This is a genomic window from Pseudomonas sp. NFX183 (assembly GCF_047943075.1).
GTDB lineage: Bacteria > Pseudomonadota > Gammaproteobacteria > Pseudomonadales > Pseudomonadaceae > Aquipseudomonas.
The window spans coordinates 133,718-157,145 of record NZ_CP181333.1; the positions used below are offsets into that span (position 1 = coordinate 133,718).

Sequence of the window (23,428 nt, forward strand, 5' to 3'; positions counted from 1 at the left end):
AAACAGAAGTTGATTGTCACCATGCCCGGCCGTTACAGCAATGACTGTAACCGCCAGGAATGATGACACTCACGCCACGCCTATCGCGCCGGCGGGTTCTCGCCCAGCGGTACCACGGCCATGGTCAGGCGCGACACGCAGCTGGATTTGCCCTCATCGCTGGTCAAGCGAATGTCCCACACTTGAGTGGTACGGCCGATATGGATCGCCCGGGCCACCGCCGTGACCCGCCCGCTGCGCACACCGCGCAGGTGGTTGGCATTGACCTCAAGGCCCACGCAATAAAACTTGCTGGCATCGATGCACAGGTAAGCCGCCATGGAACCGACGCTTTCAGCCAGCACCACCGATGCACCGCCGTGCAGCAGACCGTAGGGTTGATGGGTGCGATGGTCGACCACCATGCTGGCGGTCAGGGACTCGTCGTCGAAGCTTTCGAAGCGGATGTCCAGCAGCTCACCAATGGTGTTTTTCTGGCTCGCGTTGAGTTGCTCGATATTCGGTTGGGTGCGCCACAAACTCATGAAGGTGTCCTTATTGGTTTTTATTACGACCCTAATCCTGCCACACAATGGCTTCGTTGCGCGCGCTCCAAACTGCAAGCTGGGCACCGTAGGTCGACTCGATCACCGTGCGTTTGATCTTCAGGGTCGGCGTGAGAAAGCCGTTTTCCACCGCCCAACTGTCTTTCACCACCACCAGCTGGCGCAAGCGTTCGTGTTTATCCAGTGCCTGGTTGACCTGTTCCAGCCAGCGTTCGAGGCTGCTGCCCAAGGCGTTTCGGTCCTGAGGCCCGGCGGACAACACGCACAGGCCGATCGGCGCAGTCAGGCCATCGCCCACCACGCACACTTGCTCAATGCGTGCATGTTCGGCCAGGCGGTTTTCAATCGGTGCCGGGGCCACGTATTTGCCCTTGCTGGTCTTGAAGATTTCCTTGAGCCGCCCGGTCAGACGCAGGCGGCCGTCGGCGTCCTGTTCGCCCTTGTCGCCGGTACGCAGGAAGCCATCATCGGTCAGGGTCTCGGCGGTTTTCTGCGGGTCCTTGAAGTAGCCGAGCATGGTCGCGCCGCTGCGCACCTGCACTTCGCCCGACGCATCGATGCGCACTTCAACGCCAGGGCACGGCAGGCCGATCCAGCCGAGCGTCTGCTGGCCGGGGCGACACACATGGGAATAGCCGCAGCTTTCGGTCATGCCATACACCTCCAGCACATCCAGCCCCAGGCGCTGATACCAACGCAGCAACGCTTCGGGCACGGGCGCCGCCCCGGACAACGCAATGCGCAGGGCATCCAGGCCCAACCCCGCAAGGACCTTATGGCCGACGCGCTTGCCGATAAATGGCAGGCGCAGCAGGCTGTCGAGGCGCTTTTGCGGGATCTTGCTGTAGACGCCCATCTGGAACTTGGTCCAGATCCTCGGCACGCCGAACAGCGCCGTTGGCCGGGCCCGACGCAGATCCGCCAGAAAGGTATCGAGGCTCTCGGCGAAATACACGGTTTGCCCGGTGTAGATCGAGGCCAATTCCACGAACATGCGCTCGGCCACATGGCACAGCGGCAGGTAGGACAGCAACCGGTCGCCCTCCCCCAGGCCAAACAACTCTGTGCCACGGGTGGCGGCAAAACCCAAGGCGCCAAAGGTTTGCATCACGCCCTTGGGCAAGCCGGTGGTGCCGGAGGTGTAGACGATGGTGGCCAGGCTTGAGGCGCCAGGTTCAGGGTTGTCCTGGATCGGCGAGCAGGCTTGCAGGTCGGCCCAGCGGTAATCGAAGTCGCCGGCCGGGCACAGGGGCAGGCTGATGGTCGGCAGCCCGGCGGGGATACCCGGCGCCATCGCAGGCCAGTCATCCAGCTTGCCGATCAATACCAGCGCCGCCTCGGAATGGGTCAGCACATGGGCGACGGAGTCGGCGGTGAGGTTGGGGTACAGCGGCACCGAGACGTGCCCGGCCATCCAGATCGCGAGGTCGGCGATGATCCAGTGTGCGCAGTTTTTTGAGATCAGCGCGATGTGCGAGCCTTGCGGCAGCTCGCGGGCACGCAGCCAATGCGCGGCGCAACGGGCCTGGTGACCGACCTCGCCCCAGGTGAGGGTCTGCACCTCGCCAGCGCCGATGGGTTGCACCAGAAAGGTTTTGCGCGGGTGTCGCGCTTCACGTTCGAAGAAGACCTGCAACGGCAAACGAAAAGCGACGGGCATGGGACGCGCTCCTTTGTGATCCGGCCATAGCCAACCAAGCACTTGCTTGGTTGACTGTATAGCACACACTGGGGGGTGATTTATCCTTGGAGCCTTTGGGGGTTACGCATGTTTTTTTTGGGGTTGTTACGGGGTTGCTGGGGGTATATCCGTTATTTAGGTGATGGCGGATATGGGTTCCGCCCTTACGGCGGGTCACTTTTGAAAAGAGCCCAAAAGTAACCAAAAGGCTCTTGCCCCACCACTCGGCACCTCGCTTAGGCTCGGTGTGCCCCTCACGCAGGCTTTGGAGCGTGGTTTAACGGCGCGCCTAAGATCAAAATCAAAAGCAAAAGCACGGCGGCCTGGTAGCCGACCTGAGTGGTTAGATCAAAAGCGGAAGCGAGGCGGTCTGACAGCCGACCTGATCTTGGAAGCTGAACTCAATCAAATGTGGGAGCTGGCTTGCCTGCGATGGCATCTATTGTGTGTCACTGATACCGAGGTGCCTGCATCGCAGGCAAGCCAGCTCCTACAGAAAGGCAAAGCCGTGCGGTGCCGGCAGATGCACTCGGTCAACTTGTGGGAGCGGGCTTGCTCGCGAAGGCGGTGGGTCTGTCAGCTTATGTGTCACTGACACCCCGCCTTCGCGAGCAAGCCCGCTCCCACATTTGGATCTCAGCATCAGATACACGCTGGCCGAGCCCAGGCGAGGTGCCCAGGGGTGGGGCACAGACCTTTTGGTTACTTTTGGCTGGGCCGGCATTCCGGGCGTTTGCCAAAAGTGACCCGCAGTAAGAGCGGAACCCTACGAAGCCGTTACCGCAGCAACGGATATGCCCCCGACCCTACGGGTTCTTCACACCAACCAGACTCATCAACCCCGCCAACGGAAAATCCCCCTCAAGCTCCGCAAGGCTGGCAGTGTGCATCGGTTGCGGCTGACGCAGATGACCATGCTGCAAAAAGCTGATCAAGCTGCCCACCAACGGCTGATGGCTGACCAGCAGCACGTTGTCATCGGTGTCGAGCTTTTCCAAGACCTGCAACGGACTGCTGTCAGGCGTCAACCACGGCACGGTACGAATCTGCGGCTCAAACCCCAAGGCGTCACGCACCAAGTGGGCAGTTTGCTGCGCACGCACATACGGACTGGCGAGGATGGCGCTGATCGGCTGGCCGATCAGGTGCGCGGCCGAACGCAACACTTCGCCGCGGCCATGCTCGGTGAGGTTGCGTTCGGCGTCGGTGCGCGCATGCCCTTGGGCTTCACCGTGACGCAAAATCCACAGCTTCACAGTTTTGGTTCTTCATCACGCACCGAGTGCGGCGCCGGCGGCACGCTGTGGGCGGCTTCACCCTCGGGTGCACGCGGGGTTGGCCAATCGGCGAAGGGCCAGGGTTTCTGCTCGGTGTGGAAGCTGCCGAAACGGCCGATCTGCGCGAGGAACTGGCTGAGGCTGTCGCCGAAGTTCATCAGGCCCAGGTTCGGCGCGCCGTAGACCAGGCGATACACCAACTGCACCACCACCAGCGCGCCCAGCAGGAACTGCGCGACTTGCCACACCAGGGCAAACACCAGCATCCACAGGATGCGCAGGAGAATGGACTCGTATTTCGGGGCCGCTTTGGGGTCGTTCATGGCGCGTTCCTCAGTTGAAACCACTGGTGGAAATAAAGTCGACATCGGTCTTGGGCTCGGCGCGCATCAGCAACTCGATGACTTGGTTCAAGGTGCGCCCTTCAAACAGGATCGCGTGCAGCCCGGCGACCAGCGGCATGTACACGCCGACTTCCTGGGCCTTGGCCTTCAGCACTTTAAGCGTGTTGACGCCTTCGGCAACTTCGCCCAGGCGCGTGACCGCGTCGTCCAGGCTCAAGCCCTGGCCCAGGGCGAAACCGACCTGGTAGTTGCGGCTTTTCGGCGACGAGCAGGTCACGATCAAATCACCCACGCCTGCCAGGCCCAGGAAAGTCATCGGGTTGGCGCCCTGGTTCACCGCAAAGCGGGTCATCTCTGCCAGCGCGCGAGTGATCAGCATGCTCTTGGTGTTCTCGCCCATGCCCAGGGCCACGGCCATGCCGGCGATGATGGCGTAGACGTTTTTCAGCGCCCCGCCCAGTTCGACACCAAAGCGGTCGCCGCTGGCATAGACGCGGAAGGTGCGGCCATGCAAAACCGCCTGGACGCGTTCACATAACGCTTCATCTTCACTGGCGACCACGGTGGCCGTCAGCGCGTGCTCGGCGACTTCCCGCGCCAGGTTCGGCCCGGACAGCACGCCAATGCGCGCCTGAGGGGCGATCTCTTCGAGGATTTCGCTCATCAGCTTGAAAGTGTGCGCCTCGATGCCCTTGGTCAGGCTGACCAGCAGCTTGCCCGCCAGGCGTTCAGCGTGAGGCGCCAGCACTGAGCGCAAGGCGCTCGAAGGCAGTGCGACAAAGCACAGGTCACATTCAGCCAGCGTGGCCAGCAGATCGGTCACCGGTTCGACCGCCGCATGAATCTTGATGCCTTTAAGGTAACGGGGGTTTTCCCGATGAACGCGGATAGCCTCGGCCTGCTCGGGATCGCGCATCCATTGGCGCACCGCGTGGCCGTTCTCGGCCAGCAGGTTTGCCACGGCGGTACCAAAACTTCCGCCTCCCAGGACCGCAATAGGGCGCTGTTCAGTCATATGCAATCCGTTAATCCATACCAGTGGCGATGGCGGCATTATACGGGGCGACCCGCTTGCGGCCAGCCCCCGTATCAATTCCCGCGCTTGTCGGAAAATGCCACCGTTGGGTGAAGTAATTGCGCGGCCCACGACTGGCAAATGGCCCCACCTCAGTTAACATGGGCGGCTATCCGTAATTATCAAGGCCGTGCCGTGTATCTGGGCCCTCCTCCTCGCTCATCTCTATGGTTGATGCTGTTGTGCAGTGTGCCTGCCGTGGCGGATGACCTGTTTCTGGACAGTCAGCCGCTGCCACAGGTGCTGACGGCCACGCGTCTCAAGCAATCGGCCGCCGCCGTGCCCGGCAGCATGACCGTAATCGACAGCGAGCTGATCAAGGCCAGCGGCGCGCGGGACATCGCCGAGTTGCTGCGCCTGGTGCCGGGGATGATGGTCGGCTACACCACCGGCAACCAGGCGGCGGTGAACTACCACGGCACCAGCGCCAGCGATGCGCGGCGCATGCAGGTGTTGATCGATGGGCGCTCGGTGTACCGCGCGGGCCTGGCCACGGTGGACTGGAGCGATATTCCGGTGGCGATGGAAGACATCGAGCGTATCGAGGTGTTTCGCGACCCCAACACAGTCAGCTATGGCGCCAATGCGCTGATGGCGGTGGTCAATATCCTCACGCGCTCGCCGTCCAACAGCCACGGTTCGCGGGTCAAAGTGATCCGTGGCGAACGTGGGATCAACGACTTCTATGCCAGCCAGGGCATGGGCTGGGAAACCGGTGACTTGCGCCTGTCGATGTCCGGGCAACAGGACGATGGCTTTGACAGCGACGCCGTCGGCGCCGACCGCCGTGACAGCCGCCGCCTCAGCCGTTTCAGCCTGGCGGTGAGCCAGACCCTGAACGCGCAGCAGAGCCTCGATTTGCAACTCGACGCCAAGGAAGGCAGCAACCAGCGCCCTTACACCTACACCCCGGTATTCGCCGGGATTACCGAAGGTGGCACCAATTCCGACGTGACGGCCAAGGACTATGCCGGCTCCGTGCGCTGGAACGTCGAGTTCAACCCCGAACACAGCCTGTATATCCAGGGCTCAGCCCAGCAATGGGACCGCCAGCAGGTCTGGAAAGCCTGTGACGCCAAGGTGTCGTTCAGCCCGGAACTGACCCAACTGTGGCAGCTCAACCCCAACTACGCCGAGCAGTTGGCCCGCCACATGGACATCTACAGCAAGGGCACGGCCCCGTCCGGCACCGCCGCCGAACAAGCACTCGGCAACCAGGTGCTGGACCAGTGGCGCCAGGGTGCCAGCCAGAGCGTGTGCGGCAATATCGACCAAAGCACCCGCGAAAGCCGCTATGACATTGAGCTTCAGGACACCCTGAGCCTGTCCGACAGCCTGCGCCTGGTCAGCGGCATGAATTACCGCTACGACCGCGCCGATTCCGACACTTACTTCAACGGCACCCTCGACGACACCACCTGGCGCCTGTTCGGCCACTTGGAATGGCGCGCCAGCGAACACTGGCTGCTGCAAGGTGGCGCGATGTACGAAGACACCCACTTGAGCGGCAACTCGCTGACGCCGCGGGTGGCGGTCAATTATTTGATCAACCCGCGCCACGGCCTGCGCGCGGTGTATTCCGAGGCGATTCGCTCGCCGGACATGTTCGAGAACAACGTCAACTGGAGCTATCGCGTCACCAATCTCAGCTCCCCGGCCTATGGGCAAAACTCCGGGCAATATTTTGTGGTAACTCGCGGCCCCGGCAACCTCGATAAAGAGTTGATGCGCTCGCGCGAGCTGGGCTACAACGGCTTCTTTGCCGACCTTGGGCTGAATGTCGACGTGAAACTGTTCTACGACGAAATCACCGACATGATCAGCTCGCCACTGCGCAACAACCAATACATTGCCAGCAACGCCAACAGCGCACGGTTTACCGGCGCCGAGTCGCAGTTCGACTGGCGCATGAGCAACGCCGACCGCCTGCGGCTGACCTATGCTTACGTCGACGCCGCTTCAAGCAACCCGCTGGACAAGGCACAAACCGCACGCAACAGCGGCTCGGCCGGCTGGCTGCGTGAATGGGGCCAGGGCTGGTCCAGTGCGTTGTTCTACTATGGCGACGACGCGCTCAACAGGTATCGCTTCGAACGGGTCGACCTGCGGGTGGCCAAGCGCATTGCCTTGGGCAACGCCAATGTGGAGCTGGCCGGCATGTTGCAACAACGCCTCGATAACCAGCCCACCACCTGGGCCGACAACAATTACGACAGTCGCCACGTGCTCTACTTCAGCGCGGAGTTAGAGTTCTGACATGGGCGATCAGTCACGGATGACCCTGCGGTTTTTTCCCCGGCTCTGGCGGCGAGGCGTGCTGTTGGCGTGCCTGCTGCTGAGTGCGCCGGTGTGGAGCGCCGACATCCTGCTGACCGCCGCCGAAGACGGTGCCGGCGTCCAGGCCTTCGCCCAGGCCCTTGCCCAGCGCCGCCCCGACGACCATGTGACCTTCACCCCGCTCAAAGACTTGCCGGCGCCGAGCCAGTTGCCGGCCAGCACCCGCCTGATCCTGTTGGACCTGCCCGGTCTTGACTGGCGCCTGCAGGATGCCCAGGGCCCGCCGACCCTGGTGCTGCGCATCAGCCGCCTGCAAGCTCGCCAGCGGCTGGGCAGCACACATCCGGCCAGAATCAGCCTGTTGTGGAGCGACCCGCCGCTGGAACGCCAGTTGAGGCTGATCGCCAGCATCCTGCCCCAATACCGACGCATCGGCGTGCTTTACGGCATCGACAGTGAATTCCTGCTGCAGGAGCTGCGTCAGTATGCGGCGCCCATGGGGCTGGAAATTGTGCCGCAGCGCTGGGACAACATTAATGACAGTCGCCCCTTGCTGAACCTGTTCAAGAACAGTGATGTGTTGCTCGGCCTTGACGACCCGCAGTTGTACAACCCCAAGACCGTGAAGAACCTGTTGCTCAGCAGCTATGCCCAGCAACTGCCGTTGGTGGGCCCCAATGCCGGGTTCGTCAAGGCCGGCAGCCTGGCCAGCACCTACAGCGACCAGGCTGACTGGCTCGACGTGCTCGACCGACTGCTGAACCATCCGCCCGCCAGTTGGCCACGCACGCTGTACCCGGAACACTTCAAAGTCGTGGGCAACCCGCAAGTCGCGCGCTCACTGGGCATCGAACAGGTTGACGAAGTCGCCGTCGCCGCCGGACTGGCCGAAGGAGAAAAACGCCCATGACCTTGCGTCGTCGTTGGGACATCAATACCCGCACCCAGCTCATCACCTTGGGCCCGGCACTGTTGCTGACCCTGCTGCTGATCAGCTTCTTTACCTTCGTGCGTATTCAGGATTTGCGCCAGGAGCTGGACCACACCGGTCAGCTGATCGCCAACCAACTGGCCCCCGCCACCGAATACGGCGTGATTTCCGGCAACATCGATGTGCTAGACAGCTTGCTGCGCGCGACACTGGCCACGCCGCACGTGCGCTTCCTGGAGATTCAGGACAGCACCGAGAAAATCCTCTTGTACGTCGAACAGCCGTCGGAGAAGCACGACCATTCGCTGTCGGTGAAAGTGTTCCAGGCACCGATCCGTCTGCAACATATCCAGCTGGGCAATGACTTTTTCCAGGACAACCTCAACGAACCCAAGGCGCCGCGGGCGGATTACCTGGGCCGGGTGATCGTCGGCATGTCCAACGACGCGTTCAGCCAGCGCCAACAGGAGATTCTGTTCAAGGCCGGGATTCTCGCCCTGTTCGCCCTGCTGTTTACCTTCCTGCTCGCACGGCGTCTGGCCGCCAGCCTGTCGCAGCCGATCAGCGCCATGGGCCACGCGGTCAAAGCGATCCAGCAAGGCGACTACAAGACGCCGCTGCCGATCGTCGACGACTCGGAGCTCGGCGACCTGTCGCGCCATATCAACAACCTCGCCGAGGGCCTCAACCAGGCCAGCCGCGAGCAGCACCAGGCCATGGCCCAGTTGATCCAGACCCGCGAAGAAGCCGAGCGCGCGAACAATGCCAAGTCGGACTTCCTGGCGATGATGAGCCACGAGCTGCGCACGCCCATGAACGGCGTGCTGGGCATGTTGCAACTGCTGGAAACCACCGAGATGACCGAGGAGCAGACCGAGTACGCGGCGCTGGCCTCCGAGTCCACCGAACACTTGCTCAAGGTGATCAACGACATCCTCGACTTCTCGCGCATCGAGCGCGCCGCGCTGGAGCTGGAGCATATCCCGTTCAATCTGGCGGACCTGATCAGCAGCTGCGCCCAGGCCTTCCAGCACAGCGCCCAGCAACGCGGCCTGGCACTGGCGTTGCCGATTCCGGCGGGCATGGAGTCCTTGCGGGTGCAGGGCGATCCGACGCGGATCCGGCAGATCCTGGTGAACCTGATCGGCAACGCGCTGAAGTTCACCGAGCATGGCACGGTCACCGTCGAGCCTCACTGGCAAACCCTCGACCATGAATTGGTGTGGTTCACCTGCACCGTGCGCGACAGCGGCATCGGCATTTCCGCCGAGCGTCTTGAACTGATGTTCGATGCGTTCCAGCAGGCCGACAGTTCCATTTCAAGACGTTACGGCGGCACCGGGCTGGGCCTGCCGATCGCCCGCACCCTCGCCGAACGCATGGGCGGCACGCTGCGCGCCCAGAGCGAAGAAGGCCGTGGCTCGGTGTTTACCCTGGAAATTCCGCTGGCCATCGACCAGCAAAGCCTGCCGACCATTGACCTGCATGCCGAAGGCAAAACCAGCGCCGGTAACGGCCGCCACGTGCTGCTGGTGGAAGACAACCCGGTCAACCGCACCGTGGTTGAAGCCATGTTGCGCAGCCTGGGCTTTGAAGTGAGCCTGGCCACCGACGGCGCCGAGGCGATCCGCAGTGCCGAAAGCCTGATATTCACCGCCATTCTGATGGATTGCCGCTTGCCGCTGATCGACGGCTATGAAGCCACCCGCCAGATCCGCCAACTGCCCGGCTGCGCCAATCTGCCGATTATCGCGCTCACCGCCAACGCGTTGCAGGGCGATCGCGAGGCCTGTTTGGCAGCCGGAATGAACGATTACCTGGCCAAGCCGTTCAAACGCACGGATTTGCAGCAAATACTGCAACGTTGGGTGCAATAGCGCTGCGCCATCAACCAACTGCGACTGGCGTGAAACACGAAAGTGCGGCAGTCTTAGGCACCCGAACGGGCCTATAAACAGGCTCGGTTTAAAATTTCAGTGAACAAGTGTACATTCAGTGCCTTGACGCTGTGACTTTCACTACAACGCAATAGTCTATGTGTAGGCTGCCGACATGAGGCATGAACGCTTCATTCGGTTCGGGAAGATTTGCCCTACCCTGCCGCATGGGATTATTGAGGAGCTCGCATGACCAAACAAAACGCCTTTACTCGGGAAGACCTGCTGCGCTGCAGTCGCGGTGAGCTGTTCGGCCCAGGTAACGCGCAACTGCCCGCCCCGAACATGCTGATGGTGGATCGCATCACCCATATCAGCGAAGAGGGTGGCAAGTACGGCAAAGGTGAATTGGTCGCCGAGCTGGATATCACCCCTGACCTGTGGTTCTTTGCCTGCCATTTCGAAGGCGACCCTGTCATGCCAGGTTGCCTGGGCCTCGACGCCATGTGGCAACTGGTCGGCTTCTACCTGGGCTGGCAAGGCCTGCCGGGCCGCGGCCGGGCACTGGGTTCGGGCGAAGTGAAGTTCTTCGGCCAGGTCCTGCCGACCGCCAAGAAAGTCACCTACAACATTCAAATCAAGCGCGTCCTCAAGGGCAAGCTGAACCTCGCAATCGCCGATGGTTCGGTCACTGTCGACGGTCGCGAGATCTATACTGCCGAAGGCCTTCGGGTCGGCGTATTCACTTCCACTGACAACTTTTAAGGGTTATCCGCATGCGCCGCGTCGTTATCACTGGTCTGGGCATTGTTTCTTGCCTGGGCAATGACAAAGAGACCGTCACCGCTAACCTGCGTGCAAGTCGCCCTGGCATCCGCTTCAACCCGGAATATGCCGAAATGGGTCTGCGTAGCCAGGTTTCCGGCTCCATCGACCTGCCCCTCGAAGAACTGATCGATCGCAAGATCTATCGCTTCGTCGGCCACGCTGCCGCTTACGCCTACCTGGCCATGAAAGACGCCATCGCTGATTCCGGCCTGAGCGAAGACCAGGTATCGAACGTACGCACTGGCCTGATCGCCGGCTCCGGCGGCGCATCGACCCTCAACCAGATGGAAGCGTTGGACATCCTGCGCGAAAAAGGCGTGAAACGCGTTGGCCCGTACCGTGTAACGCGGACCATGGGCAGCACCGTTTCGGCCTGCCTGGCCACGCCGTTCCAGATCAAGGGCGTGAACTACTCGATCTCCTCCGCGTGCGCCACCAGTGCTCACTGCATCGGCACTGCGGTCGAGCAGATCCAGCTGGGCAAGCAAGACATCGTTTTCGCCGGCGGTGGTGAAGAAGAGCATTGGAGCCAGTCGTTCCTGTTCGACGCCATGGGCGCACTGTCCACCCAGTACAACGAAACCCCGGAAAAGGCCTCCCGCGCCTACGACGCCAAGCGTGACGGTTTCGTCATCGCCGGCGGTGGCGGCATGGTCGTGGTCGAGGAGCTGGAACACGCTCTGGCCCGCGGTGCGAAGATCTACGCGGAAATCGTCGGTTACGGCGCCACGTCCGACGGCTACGACATGGTTGCGCCAAGCGGCGAAGGCGCTATCCGTTGCATGCAGATGGCCATGTCCACCGTGGATACCCCAATCGACTACCTGAACACCCACGGCACTTCGACCCCGGTCGGCGACGCCAAGGAAATGGAAGGCGTGCGTGCGGTATTCGGCGACAAGGCTCCGGCCATCAGCTCCACCAAGAGCCTGTCTGGTCACTCCCTGGGCGCCGCTGGCGTTCACGAAGCGATCTACTGCCTGCTGATGATGGAAGGCAACTTCATGGCCGGTTCGGCCAACATCGAAGAGATCGACCCGGTCGTCGCCGATATGCCGATCCTGACCAAGACCGTCGAGAACGCAAAAATCGACACCGTGATGAGCAACAGCTTCGGCTTCGGTGGCACTAACGCCACCCTGGTGCTGAAACGCTGGCAGGGTAAGTAAGACCTGTAAGCTGAGCATGTGAAAAAGCCCCGACTGGTTCGGGGCTTTTTTATGGGTGGCTGGATTTGAGACCGAGTCGCCGCATCGCAGGCAAGCCAGCTCCCACATTTGACTGTGGTCACACATCAAAGTGTGGGAGCTGGCTTGCCTGCGATAGCGTCAACTCGGTTTACGGCCCTACACCGAAAACCGCGCCACCATCGTGTTCAGATCCACCGCCAACCGCGACAACTCCTGGCTCGCCGCACTGGTCTGATTCGCCCCGGTCGACGTCTGATGCGCCAAATCGCGAATATTCATCAAGTTGCGATCCACCTCGCGCGCCACCGCGGCCTGCTGCTCCGACGCGCTGGCAATCACCAGGTTACGCTCGTTGATCAGCGTAAACGCCGACGCAATCTCTTCCAGCGCCGTGCCCGCCGACTTGGCGATGCCCAACGTGGACCGTGCCCGCGTATTGCTCTGCTGCATCGAACTCACGGCCTGATCGGTGCCCTGTTGAATTGCGCTGATCATCTGCTCGATTTCCTGGGTCGACTGTTGCGTGCGGTGGGCCAAGGCCCGCACTTCATCGGCGACCACCGCAAACCCACGCCCGGCGTCCCCGGCGCGGGCCGCTTCAATCGCCGCATTCAAGGCCAGCAAATTTGTCTGCTCGGCAATTGAGCGAATCACATCCAGCACTTTGCTGATGCCATACACCTTTTGCGCCAGCTCCTCGACCTGGGTCGCATTGGCGGTCACATCCGTGGCCAGGGCCTCGATCGATTCGACTGTCTGGTGTACCTGTTCACGCCCCTGCTGGGCAATGCGGTCGGACTCACGGGAGGCTTGTGACGTCGCCACGGCGTTGCTCGCCACCTCTTCCACCGCCGCCGTCATCTGATTAACCGCTGTCGCCGCCTGCTCGATTTCCTGATTCTGCTGGTGCAAGCCGCGGGTAGCGTCTTCGGTGACGCAACTGAGCTCTTCGGACGCCGAGGCCAATTGGTTGGACGATTCGGCAATACGCCGAATGGTGTCGCGCAGGTTCTCCTGCATGCCTTTGAGCGCCTGCTGCAAACGCGCCGGCTCGTCGCTGCCCGTCACGCTGATCTCACCCGTCAAGTCGCCACTGGCCACGCCCTGGGCGATTTTCAACGACTGTGCCAGCGGCAGCACGATACTGCGAGTCAGCCACACCGCAAGCCCGATGGTGATCAACGCGGTGACCACGATCATGCCGACCACCCAAGTGCGAGATTGAGCGAACACCCGTTGCGCCAGGCTCGCAGCCTGATTGGCACTGGCCTTGTTCAAGGCCACTAGGTCGTGCAGCGTTCCGGCCATCTCATCGGCAAGTTGATTCATCTCGCCGTTGACCACCTTGATTGCGTCTTCCAACCGATTGGCCTTGGAGAACGTCATGACCTGTTCCTGGCGCTGCAGGTATTGCTGCTCCCCGGCCTTGAAGCGATCAAACAGCGTGCGCTCTTCGGGCAGCACAATCAGCGCTTCATAGAGGGTTTGCGCATGGTGCAGGCCACTTTTGAGCTCGGTGAGTTTCTGCTCGTTCTGCGCCAGCGCCTGTGGGTCTCGATTGACCAGCAAGCGCAGGGTCAGCGCACGAACCCGCAACAGGTCCTGGCTCATCTCCCCCACCGCCATCACGCTGGGCAACCAGTTGTTTTCGACCTGATCCGACTGCTGGCGCATATTGGCCATCTGCAACAGGGCAAAGCCGCCCAAGGCGAACACCATCAATGCCAGCACGCCAAAGCCCAAACCGGCGCGGGGGGCGATATTCAGACTACGGATACTCATTGCCTGGATTCCTTCCAAATGCGCTGCATCCACCTGCAGCGGGTCTCCTGAAAGGTATCGGCCCGTGTTCAATATTGCGTAAGACGAAAAGGCGATATCAATGTGCTTGCTCATCGCGAGCTGATTTCGGCAGAACTGCCAGGAAGTTGTCTCGCGCCACCTTGCGGGCTACCTCCTCGGGCAGAGCGTCGAGAAAGGGTGCAAAGCGATGCATTTCCTTACCGAGCTTGCTGAAGCGCCCTACAACATCCGAACCCAGCATAAAACGCTCCGGGAAGCGCTCTACCAGCTCTACCCACTCGGGCCGAGGCTTGCCCGCTTCATCGAGCAAGTACGGCGTGAGCATGCTCCAGGACAGGTCAATGTAGAGATTGGGATACGCCTCAAGCAGGCGGTTCAAGGTCGGCAGAAGAAAGTCCATCTGCACCTGATGACGGTGAATCTCTTTACTGGTGCCGGCATGGGCCCAGATAAAGCGGGTGTGCGGGTGGTTGCGCAGCGATTCTTCCACCTCCGGCAGGTACAGCGGGTTGCGCTCGCGCTTGGAGGTAATGTTGGCGTGCAGCATCACCGGCAGATCGTTTTCGGCGGCGAGGTGATAGATGCGCCTCATGGCTTCGTTGTTGGCGCGCGGGGTGTCGCCGGCGGTCAAGGCCGTGAGGTCATCGTGGCGCGTGAACACCTCACCGATGCCCTGCCAAAGCCCGGGGTTGAGATCCAGCATGCGCTGGATATGGGCCGCGGAATTTTTGTCGTTAGGGTTGAAGCCGGATAAAAACGGGTGAAAGTGCCGACGCTGCTCAGGTGTGAGTTTGTTCACCGCAGCCGCAACGATCACGTCAGTGGCGCTGTACCAATAGGCATCGGCATCGTCACCGGCGTAGTAACGCGGGCGCTTGGGTTCGTCTTCGTGCCATTTTTTAGCGACGGGAATACCGGAAATCATCACGTGTTCGATGTGGGCGTCGGCCATCGCCTTGAGCAATGCATCCATGCCCGCCGTTTCCTGGAAAAAATCCACGTAGTGCAGGTGCGCGTCGCTGTAGGCATAGTCGCGCGCCTGCACCGCAACGCTGGCGGCGGCGAACAGCAGGGCGAGACTCAGGCGGGTCAGGAGCACGGTAGAACCTCGGTATCGGCTAATACGGGTAGACCGTGTGCACAGCGCCACGGTTCATCGGCCAAAAACGCGGAACACCTAAGTGCCAGCATGTTCTATAACTGCATGACCTTCATCCTGCCAACCTTGTGAGGTTCACCATGCCTGTTACCGTCAACACCCTGAACCACGACAACTTTCGCCACAGTGTGAATATCAATAACCACGAACTGTTCACCGACCTGCCCAAGAGCCTGGGCGGCGACGACTCGGCGCCCTCCCCCCACGACTATTTCGATGCTGCCCTGGCCTCGTGCAAGGCCTTGACCGTCAAGCTGTACGCCCAGAAGAAAGACATCCCGCTGACCGGCGTGACTGTGGAAGTCACCCACGACAGCACCGAGGAGCAAAAAGGCAAATACAAGCTCAACGTCAAGCTGACACTCAAAGGCGTGCTCACCGACGCACAGCGCGATGAGCTGCACCACGTCGCCGATCGCTGCCCGGTACACAAACTGATGACCACCGCCGACGTCACCATCGAGACCACATTGTCCGAAGGCGCTTTCAGCCAATAGCGCCAACCTCCCGTCGAGCGGGTTATGCTCTTGGTCATCCAACCCGCTCAGACAGGGACGCACCATGCCCATCCTCACCGTGATCCGCCCGCGCGCCGAAGAGGTCGAGGGCCAGCCAATCCTGCGCCCGCTGCCGTCGCGCGAATGCCGTAGCGTCGGGCCTTTCGTGTTTTTCGATCACATGCTGCTCACGCGCTATGCGCCGGGTACCGGCATGAACATCCGCCAGCACCCGCATATCGGGTTGTCCACGCTGACCTATTTGTTTGAGGGCGCGCTGCAGCACAAGGACAGCCTCGGCTCGGACCAGGTGGTGCAGGCCGGCGACGTCAGCTGGATGACCGCCGGCAGCGCGATTGCCCACGTCGAACGCACGCCCGAGGCACTCAAGGCCGACGGATTCAGCCTGCACGGGCTGCAAGTGTGGCTGGCCTCCCCCAAGGACCACGAAACCGGACCCGGGCATTACAGCCATCACGCGGCGGCGAGCTTACCGATCAGTGACAACCTGGGCGTGCAGGTTCGCCTGATCGCAGGCGCCGGCTTCTGCCTCAAATCGCCAGTGCCGGTGCTCTCGCCCACCGTGTATGCCGAAGTGCAGATGCAGACGGCCACGACGCTGCTGATTTCGGATGAATACGAGGAACGGGCGGTGTATGTGCTGGAGGGTGAAGCGCAGTTGGACGGCGAGGCCTTGGCGGTGCGTAGCCTGGTTGTGCTGCCTGCCGGGCAGGAAATGACGCTGTTCGCTGAAAGTGATTGCCACCTGGTGGTGTTTGGCGGCGCGCCGCTGGACGGGCCACGGCGGATCAACTGGAATTTTGTCGCGAGCGACCCAGCAATGATCGAACAAGCGCGGCAACGATGGGCGGCCGGGGATTGGCCGACGGTGCCGGGGGAAACTGAAAGAATTGAGTTGCCTGGGAGATAGCCATCGGGGGCAAGCCCCCTCCCACACTTGAACTGTGAATACATTCAAAATGTGGGAGGGGGCTTGCCCCCGATGAGGCCCTAACAGGCGCCGAAGATTCAGCCCTTGAACACTTCATCCAGCAAGTTATGCATCGACTGGAACGCCCGCGCAGCGGTCTTCGCGTCATACATCATCTTGCCCGGCACATTGGCGTGCGGGTCGGTGAAGGAATGCACGGCGCCGCCGTAGCTCAGCAGTTGCCAATCCACACCGGCCGCGTTCATTTCATCTTCAAACGCTGGCAGTTGCTCTTTCGGCACCAAGGGATCGGACGCACCGTGCAGCACCAACACCGCGCCTTTGATGTTCTTCGCATCCGCCGGGTTCGGCGTGTCGAGGGTGCCGTGGAACGACACGGCGGCCTTCAACGGGGCGCCGGTACGCGCCAGCTCCAGGGAGCAGCAACCGCCGAAGCAGAAACCAAAGGTCGCAAGCCTGGAGGTATCCACCGCCGCCTCGCTCTGGCCTTGCAGTTGCTCGAAGGCCGCCTGCATGCGCTTGTTCAGCAGCGGGCGATCATTCTTCAACGGCATCATGGCCGCGCCGGCTTCATCGCCATTGGAGGGGCGCACGGTTTGGCCGTAAAGGTCGGCGATCAGCACCACGTAGCCCTTGGCAGCCACGCTCTTGGCGATCTCTTCAGCACCGGCACTCACACCCATCCAGTTCGGCGCCATCAGCAGACCCGGCAGCGGGCCCTTATGGCTGGCATCGAACGCCAGGCGGCTTTCATAAGACTGGCCATCAATCTGATAGACCACGGAACGCACAGTGACTTGGCTCATCATTTACTCCAGTTGAGATGCGTAGAACGAAAAAACCCGCCGAAGCGGGTTTTTCTACAACGGTGTTAAACCGACAGTTCAACCAACAGCTTGTTCAGTCGGCGCACGTAGGCGGCCGGGTCTTTCAGGCTGTCGCCAGCGGCGAGCGCCGCCTGGTCGAAGAGGATGTGCGACAGGTCGCCAAAACGCTCTTCGCTTTGCTCGCCATCGAGTTTCTCGATCAGCGGGTGAGCCGGGTTGAATTCGAAGATCGGCTTGGAATCCGGAACCTTCTGACCGCTGGCTTCGAGGATCTGACGCATCTGCATGCCCAGGTCCTGCTCGCCGATGGCCAGAATCGCCGGAGAGTCGGTCAGACGGTGGGAAACCCGCACTTCGCTGACGGCATCGCCCAAGGCGGACTTGATTCGTTCAACCAGGCCTTCTTTGGCCTTGGCGACTTCTTCGGCTTCTTTTTTCTCTTCTTCGGAGTCCAGGTTACCCAGGTCCAGGTCACCACGGGCCACGTCGACGAAGGTTTTGCCGTCGAACTCGCTGAGGTAGCTCATCAGCCACTCATCGATACGGTCGGTCAGCAGCAGCACTTCGATGCCTTTCTTGCGGAAGACTTCCAGGTGCGGGCTGTTTTTGACCTGCGCGTAGGTTTCACCGGTCAGGTAGTAGATCTTGTCCTGACCTTCCTTGGCGCGCGCCAGGTACTCGGCCAGCGACACAACCTGCTCACCGTCATCACCCAGGGTGGACGCAAAACGCAGCAGGCCGGCGATTTTTTCCTTGTTGGCAAAATCTTCCGCCGGGCCTTCTTTCATGACCTGGCCGAAGTTTTTCCAGAAGCTCTTGTATTGCTCAGGCTCGTTCTTCGCCAGTTTCTCCAGCATGTCGAGCACGCGCTTGGTCAGCGCCGACTTCATGGAGTCGATGATCGGGTCTTTCTGCAGGATTTCGCGTGACACGTTCAACGACAGGTCGTTGGAGTCGACCACACCTTTGATGAAGCGCAGGTACAACGGCAGGAAGGATTCCGCCTGGTCCATCACGAACACGCGCTGCACGTACAGCTTCAGGCCTTTTGGCGCTTCACGCTGGTACAGGTCGAACGGAGCACGGGCCGGTACGTAAAGCAGCGAGCTGTATTCCAGCTTGCCTTCGACTTTGTTGTGGCTCCAGCTCAGCGGGTTTTCGTAGTCGTGAGCGATGTGCTTGTAGAACTCCTGGTATTCCTCGTCCTTCACCTCGGTGCGAGGACGGGTCCACAGGGCGCTGGCACGGTTGACCACTTCCCATTCCTGGGCAGGTTTCTCTTCGCCCTCGACAGCCGCCTGTTCTTTAGGCAGTTCGATTGGCAAAGCAATATGGTCGGAGTACTTCTTGATGATGTTGCGCAGACGGTAACCGTCGGCGAATTCATCTTCACCGGATTTGAGGTGCAGCACGATGCGGGTGCCACGGTCAGCCTTGTCGATGGTGGCGATTTCGAACTCGCCCTCACCTTTGGAGGACCAGTGCACACCTTCGCTGGCGTCGAGGCCGGCGCGACGGCTGAACACTTCAACCTTGTCGGCGACGATGAAGGCCGAGTAGAAGCCCACACCGAACTGACCGATCAGGTGCGAATCTTTTTTCTGGTCGCCCGACAGGTTTTTCATGAAATCGGCGGTACCGGATTTGGCGATGGTGCCCAAATGGGTGATCGCGTCTTCGCGGCTCATGCCGATGCCGTTGTCTTCGAGGGTGACGGTCTTGGCGTCTTTGTCGAAGCTCACACGGATTTTCAGTTCGGCGCCACCTTCCAGCAACTCAGGCTTGGACAGGGCTTCGAAACGTAATTTGTCGACAGCGTCTGAGGCGTTCGAGATCAATTCGCGAAGGAAGATTTCCTTGTTGGAATACAGCGAATGGATCATGAGGTGCAGCAGTTGCTTCACCTCGGTCTGGAAGCCCAGGGTTTCCTTTTGAGTTTCCACACTCATGGTCATCAAACTCCAATTGGATGGCAGTGGCCGCGCCCTTGAGGGTTGGCGGCGGGTTGTCATCAAAGTTGGGGGCTAAGACCAGGATTTCAAGGGCGCGCCGATTCCTCAATCTTGAAATGTGCGCGGGCGGTGGCAATCGGTTCGGCCGGGGTACTTTGCCAGGCGGTGATCGCCACATTGGCAACTCGGCGGCCCTGGCGCCATACCTGGCATTTGGCGTAAGTGTCGCGAAACTGGCCGGCACGCAGGTAATCGAGGGAAAAGTCGATGATTTTCGGAATGCCGGGCGAGCCGGTAAACACCAGCAGGTGCAACGCCGCCGACAACTCCATGAACCCGGCAATCACGCCACCGTGCAGCGCCGGCAATATCGGGTTACCAATGTTGTCCTTGTTGGCCGGCATACGAAACAGCAATTCATCTCCCAGCCGCGTGCACTCAATGCCGATCAGCTTGGCGTAGGGAATCAGGTCGAGCAGCGCCTCATAGTTACCGCGCTCATGGGCCTGTTCGAGGCGGGTTTTGAATCGGTGTGTCATGCCCGCTCTCCCTTTATGGCGCTGCCCAGCCCTTGGGTGCCCTTGAGGCGCTTGCCCATGCGCATGAATGTGCCCACCACATGGGCAATCGGCTGTTGCGGGTCCTCCTGATAAGCAAAACCACGGGTGAAGATCACGTCGGTGGTCACCCGGTAACAGTGCGCAAAGCCATAAACAGGTTTGTGCGGTTCGGCGGGGTGCATGTAGTCAACGCGCAGGTCCAGGGTTGGGCACACCTCGAACTCGGGCAATACACACAGGGTTGCCATGCCGCAGGCCGTGTCCATCAAGGAGCTCAATGCGCCGCCGTGAATCACGCCGGTCTGGGGATCACCGACGATATGCGGGCCGTAAGGCAGGCACAGCGTCATGCCTTCGTCGCTGGCAGCATGGACGGTGATGCCCAGCACCTGGCAATGGCGCAGCGCCGAAACAAAGCGCGTGGCACGGGCTAACAGGGGATTTTCGGTCATGTGGTCTAGACTCTTATTAGTGTTGATCCGCGGAGTATGTCGTGCGGTTGAAAGTTCCTTGATCACCGGTGTTTATATATCTGGGGAATAAAAGGAACTAATGCTGACCCCCCAGGCTCGAAAGGCCAGTAGATATCTTCAATAAGGAGAAACACCCCATGCGCAAGACTTTAGCTATTTCCATGATGCTCGCCGCTGCCCTCGGCCTCGCTGCCTGCGATAAAAAATCCGAAGACAAAGCCCAAGATGCACAGTCGCATTCTGAGCAAGCTCAGAAGGACATGGCGAAAGCACAGGATAAAGTGAACGACGCTGCAAAAGAAAACGCCGATGCTGCCAAAGCTCAGGCTGATGCAAACGCTGAAAAAGCGAAAGAAGACGGTACCGCTACTCCAGTAGCACCTGCCAAGCCTTAATAGCCTGGCAATTGCTGCGAAAGAAAGCCCGCTTACATAGCGGGCTTTTCTTTGTCTGCTGTTTAGCCGTGGGTTAAAAGTTGGACTAACCGGACGCCCTAGTTAAGACACTGCGTCTTTAGCCACTTCGGACGCCGGCGTATCAGTCGGGGTATAGACCATCACCTGCAGTACGTCGGAATGAAACTCCCGACGGTACAACACCACCACGACCCCGCCGCTCATCAACATGAACAACCAGGGGCTGACAAACCAGGCGAGCATGGTCATGCCGAAATAATAAGCGCGCAGGCCAAAGTTGAATTGGTTGGCGGCCATCGAGATCACCCTGGCTGCTCGCAGCGCAAACGCTTTGCGCTCCTGCTCCGACACATGCCGCTCACCGATCATCGGCGCCGACCCCACCAGCACCGCGGCAAAGTTGTATTGGCGCATGCACCAACTGAAGGTGAAAAACGCGTAGACGAACACCAGCGCCAGGCACAGCAGCTTGATTTCCGACATGCCCTGGGACGCCTGCTGCACCATGGGGATGTCCGCCAGCAACGACACCGCCCGCTCGGACGCACCGAGCACGGTAAGAATGCCGGCGAGGATGATCAACGTGCTGGAGGCGAAGAACGAAGCGTTGCGCTCCAGGTTGCCGATCACGCTGGCGTCGGCGATGCGGTTGTCGCGCAGCAACATGCGGCGCATCCAGTCTTCGCGATACAAATGCAGCACGCTGGCCAGGCAGGCGGTGTCGCGGGCTTTCCAAGTGGCGTATCGGGTGTAACCCCCCCAGCACAGGACGAACCAGAGGGCGGCAAGCAGGTGGACCTGATTGGTTTCGATGAACGACATGCGGGGCCTTATGCACAATGGATGGAGACGAACGCGGTTCAAAATGTGGGAGCTGGCTTGCCTGCGATAGCGCTGGATCGGGCGATACAGCAACCGCAGGCAACCAGCTCCCACATCGACCGCGTTTCAACTTTAGAGGGTAGTAGTCTCACAGGCATAAAAAATGCCCCGTATCGATTGATACGGGGCATTTCGATGCCGCGTGAAACCGCTCGTTACGCGATGGCTTCGCTACGCTTGCCGAGCATGCGATCAACCACAAATGCAACGACCAGCGTCATCACCGACGGCACCAGCCATGCCAGGCCTTGCTCGCTCAGCGGCAGGTGCGCCAGCTGGGCAGGCAACCAATCGGCCAGGCCCGCGCCCTTGAGCGCATCGATGCAACCAAAGATGAACGACACCAGCATCACCGGGCCAACGATACGGCCCTGCTCCAGCCAGAAGTCTTTGCAGAAGCTCAGGGCCACCAGCACGATGCACGGCGGGTAGATCGCGGTAAGCACCGGAATCGAGAAGGCGATCAGCTTGGTCAGGCCCAGGTTGGACACAAACAGCGAGAACAGCGCCAGGATCACGACCAGCGTCTTGTAGGACAGTGGCAGGATTTTGCTGAAGTACTCGGCGCACGCGCAGGTCAGGCCCACAGCGGTGACCAGGCATGCCAGGGAGATCAACACGGCGAGGAAGCCGCTGCCCAGGGAGCCGAACGTGTGTTGCACGTAAGCGTGCAGCACGGCCGCACCGTTGCTCGCGCCGGCGGCCACGGCGTGGCTGCCCGAACCCAGGCGGAACAGGCTGACGTACACCAGCGCCAGGCCCACGCCGGCAATTAACCCGGCAATGATTGCGTAGCGAGTGATCAGCTGTGGCGATTCGACGCCACGGGAACGGATGGCATTGACGATGACGATCCCGAACACCAGCGCGCCCAGGGTATCCATGGTCAGGTAACCATTGATGAAGCCTTGGGAGAACGGTGCGGCCACGTATTCCGGTGTCGCCACGCCCACATCACCGGCCGGCAAGGCAAATGCAGCGATGCCCAGAATGGCCAGGGCGATGATTTTCAATGGCGCCAGGAAGCGACCGACAGTGTCCAGCAGGCGCCCCGGGTACAGGGACACGAAGAACACCACCAGGAAATACACCGAGCTGTAGAGGAACAGCGCCAGCGGGCTTTCGCCGGTCAGCGGCGCCAAGCCCACTTCAAACGAAACGGTCGCGGTACGCGGGGTGGCGAACAGCGGCCCTACTGCCAGGTACGCCGCCGCCGCGAGCAGGCCGCCGGCGATCTTGCCGATCGGGCTGCTCAACGCGTCCATACCGCCACCGACCTTGGCCAGGGCGATGACGGTGACCACCGGCAGACCGACCGCGGTGATCAGGAAGCCCAGCGCTGCCATCCAGACGTGAGGCCCGGACTGCAAACCAACGATAGGCGGAAAGATGATGTTGCCAGCGCCCACGAACAGGGCAAAAGTCATAAAGCCTAACGCCAGGATATCCTGGCTTTTCAACACTTTCATTTCAGGAAATACCACACTACTGAATCGGAATTTAGAGAGGGATTCCCTGTGGATGAGGGAACTGCTGCCGGTCCTTATGGGGACCGACCGGTCTGGCGCGCGACTTCCTTTTGGGATGCGGACGCATAAAGAGGCGGCTAGAGTACAGAATTGGGCTGACAAACGCACTGTTGCGGGGCGAACTGTCCGATAAGCGACATCCAAATGTCGCGTTTTCATACTTAACGTTGTTAATACAGAACAATGTGGGAGCGGGCTTGCTCGCGAATGCGGTCTGTCAGTACCAAATTTACCGACTGATCCTGCGCATTCGCGAGCAAGCCCGCTCCCACATTTTGATCTTCAACAATCTCCAGAACGCACAAAGGCCACCCGAAGGTGGCCTTTGTGTGGGTGAAGCGTCAGCTAAGCGC

General features: G+C 60.7%; 21 protein-coding genes and 1 pseudogene. 8 read left to right on the plus strand and 14 right to left on the minus strand.

The features are described from left to right. Nucleotides 1–80: 80 nt before the first annotated feature. The 5 genes from ACM530_RS00700 to ACM530_RS00720 form a co-directional block, all read right to left on the minus strand. The gene (locus ACM530_RS00700; protein ID WP_145164952.1) at nt 81–524 is read right to left on the minus strand and encodes a hotdog fold thioesterase; all 444 of its coding nucleotides are present in this window, start codon (nt 522–524) and stop codon (nt 81–83) included. Between the two features lie 31 nt (nt 525–555). Continuing rightward, entirely contained in the window at nt 556–2,205 is a 1,650-nt protein-coding gene (locus tag ACM530_RS00705) for an AMP-binding protein (RefSeq protein ID WP_416364064.1), read from the minus strand. An 827-nt stretch (nt 2,206–3,032) separates the two neighbouring features. After that, nucleotides 3,033–3,482 carry a phosphohistidine phosphatase SixA gene (gene sixA / locus ACM530_RS00710; RefSeq protein WP_242193686.1) on the minus strand — a complete coding sequence of 150 codons (450 nt, stop codon included), beginning with the start codon at nt 3,480–3,482 and terminating at the stop codon, nt 3,033–3,035. Further along, on the minus strand, nt 3,479–3,826 hold the full coding sequence (locus tag ACM530_RS00715) for a DUF4389 domain-containing protein (RefSeq protein WP_416364065.1): 348 nt from the start codon (nt 3,824–3,826) through the stop codon (nt 3,479–3,481). Before ACM530_RS00715 ends, sixA begins: the two co-directional genes overlap by 4 nt. 10 nt (nt 3,827–3,836) lie before the next feature. Then, nucleotides 3,837–4,862 (minus strand): NAD(P)H-dependent glycerol-3-phosphate dehydrogenase, encoded by a 1,026-nt coding sequence (locus ACM530_RS00720; protein ID WP_416364066.1) that lies wholly within the window; start codon nt 4,860–4,862, stop codon nt 3,837–3,839. Between the two features lie 195 nt (nt 4,863–5,057). Between ACM530_RS00720 and ACM530_RS00725 the strand changes: the two genes are divergently transcribed. The 5 genes from ACM530_RS00725 to fabB all read left to right on the plus strand — a co-directional run bounded on the left by ACM530_RS00725 (nt 5,058) and on the right by fabB (nt 12,004). Next, nucleotides 5,058–7,178 (plus strand): TonB-dependent receptor plug domain-containing protein, encoded by a 2,121-nt coding sequence (locus ACM530_RS00725; RefSeq protein ID WP_416364067.1) that lies wholly within the window; start codon nt 5,058–5,060, stop codon nt 7,176–7,178. A gap of 1 nt (nt 7,179) precedes the next feature. Then, on the plus strand, nt 7,180–8,109 hold the full coding sequence (locus ACM530_RS00730) for an ABC transporter substrate-binding protein (protein ID WP_369300461.1): 930 nt from the start codon (nt 7,180–7,182) through the stop codon (nt 8,107–8,109). Beyond that, entirely contained in the window at nt 8,106–10,007 is a 1,902-nt protein-coding gene (locus ACM530_RS00735) for an ATP-binding protein (protein ID WP_145164964.1), read from the plus strand. Before ACM530_RS00730 ends, ACM530_RS00735 begins: the two co-directional genes overlap by 4 nt. A gap of 249 nt (nt 10,008–10,256) precedes the next feature. Further along, nucleotides 10,257–10,772, plus strand: a complete 516-nt coding sequence (fabA, locus tag ACM530_RS00740; protein ID WP_003210552.1) for a 3-hydroxyacyl-[acyl-carrier-protein] dehydratase FabA — start codon at nt 10,257–10,259, stop codon at nt 10,770–10,772. A gap of 11 nt (nt 10,773–10,783) precedes the next feature. Further along, nucleotides 10,784–12,004 carry a beta-ketoacyl-ACP synthase I gene (gene fabB / locus ACM530_RS00745; protein ID WP_106576728.1) on the plus strand — a complete coding sequence of 407 codons (1,221 nt, stop codon included), beginning with the start codon at nt 10,784–10,786 and terminating at the stop codon, nt 12,002–12,004. Between the two features lie 177 nt (nt 12,005–12,181). Here fabB and ACM530_RS00750 read toward each other — a convergent pair whose 3' ends face one another. From ACM530_RS00750 to ACM530_RS00760, 3 genes and pseudogenes are all read right to left on the minus strand, one after another. After that, nucleotides 12,182–13,045 (minus strand): methyl-accepting chemotaxis protein, encoded by an 864-nt coding sequence (locus ACM530_RS00750; RefSeq protein WP_410017234.1) that lies wholly within the window; start codon nt 13,043–13,045, stop codon nt 12,182–12,184. Continuing rightward, nucleotides 13,037–13,921 (minus strand): annotated as a pseudogene (locus ACM530_RS00755) (MCP four helix bundle domain-containing protein); the annotation flags it as partial. The gene ACM530_RS00750 and the pseudogene ACM530_RS00755, both read right to left, overlap by 9 nt. Continuing rightward, nucleotides 13,905–14,927 carry an amidohydrolase family protein gene (locus ACM530_RS00760; protein ID WP_369300466.1) on the minus strand — a complete coding sequence of 341 codons (1,023 nt, stop codon included), beginning with the start codon at nt 14,925–14,927 and terminating at the stop codon, nt 13,905–13,907. The gene ACM530_RS00760 and the pseudogene ACM530_RS00755, both read right to left, overlap by 17 nt. A gap of 140 nt (nt 14,928–15,067) precedes the next feature. Here ACM530_RS00760 and ACM530_RS00765 point away from each other — a divergent pair, with 140 nt between their 5' ends. Together ACM530_RS00765 and ACM530_RS00770 are read left to right on the plus strand one after the other, a co-directional pair. Further along, nucleotides 15,068–15,484, plus strand: a complete 417-nt coding sequence (locus ACM530_RS00765) for an OsmC family protein (protein ID WP_145164970.1) — start codon at nt 15,068–15,070, stop codon at nt 15,482–15,484. A 64-nt stretch (nt 15,485–15,548) separates the two neighbouring features. Then, a complete protein-coding gene (locus ACM530_RS00770; RefSeq protein ID WP_416364068.1) occupies nt 15,549–16,415 on the plus strand; it encodes a pirin family protein in 867 nt (288 codons plus the stop codon). 98 nt (nt 16,416–16,513) lie between these two features. Here ACM530_RS00770 and ACM530_RS00775 read toward each other — a convergent pair whose 3' ends face one another. The 4 genes from ACM530_RS00775 to ACM530_RS00790 form a co-directional block, all read right to left on the minus strand. Continuing rightward, complete coding sequence (locus tag ACM530_RS00775) at nt 16,514–17,242, minus strand: dienelactone hydrolase family protein (protein WP_145164974.1); 729 nt, start codon at nt 17,240–17,242, stop codon at nt 16,514–16,516. A gap of 65 nt (nt 17,243–17,307) precedes the next feature. Then, complete coding sequence (htpG, locus tag ACM530_RS00780; RefSeq protein WP_369300470.1) at nt 17,308–19,212, minus strand: molecular chaperone HtpG; 1,905 nt, start codon at nt 19,210–19,212, stop codon at nt 17,308–17,310. 89 nt (nt 19,213–19,301) lie between these two features. Next, nucleotides 19,302–19,754, minus strand: coding sequence for a PaaI family thioesterase (locus ACM530_RS00785; protein ID WP_106576734.1), 453 nt, complete (start codon nt 19,752–19,754; stop codon nt 19,302–19,304). Beyond that, on the minus strand, nt 19,751–20,227 hold the full coding sequence (locus tag ACM530_RS00790; protein WP_416364069.1) for a PaaI family thioesterase: 477 nt from the start codon (nt 20,225–20,227) through the stop codon (nt 19,751–19,753). The genes ACM530_RS00785 and ACM530_RS00790 overlap by 4 nt, the downstream gene beginning before the upstream one ends. A gap of 158 nt (nt 20,228–20,385) precedes the next feature. On the opposite strand from ACM530_RS00790, the gene ACM530_RS00795 reads away from it, so the two are divergent. Next, the gene (locus ACM530_RS00795; RefSeq protein WP_106576736.1) at nt 20,386–20,643 is read left to right on the plus strand and encodes a hypothetical protein; all 258 of its coding nucleotides are present in this window, start codon (nt 20,386–20,388) and stop codon (nt 20,641–20,643) included. A 102-nt stretch (nt 20,644–20,745) separates the two neighbouring features. Here ACM530_RS00795 and ACM530_RS00800 read toward each other — a convergent pair whose 3' ends face one another. Further along, the gene (locus ACM530_RS00800) at nt 20,746–21,486 is read right to left on the minus strand and encodes a DUF599 domain-containing protein (RefSeq protein WP_145164982.1); all 741 of its coding nucleotides are present in this window, start codon (nt 21,484–21,486) and stop codon (nt 20,746–20,748) included. Nucleotides 21,487–21,701: 215 nt separating this feature from the next. After that, nucleotides 21,702–23,015, minus strand: a complete 1,314-nt coding sequence (brnQ, locus tag ACM530_RS00805) for a branched-chain amino acid transport system II carrier protein (RefSeq protein WP_106576738.1) — start codon at nt 23,013–23,015, stop codon at nt 21,702–21,704. Nucleotides 23,016–23,428: the final 413 nt, after the last annotated feature.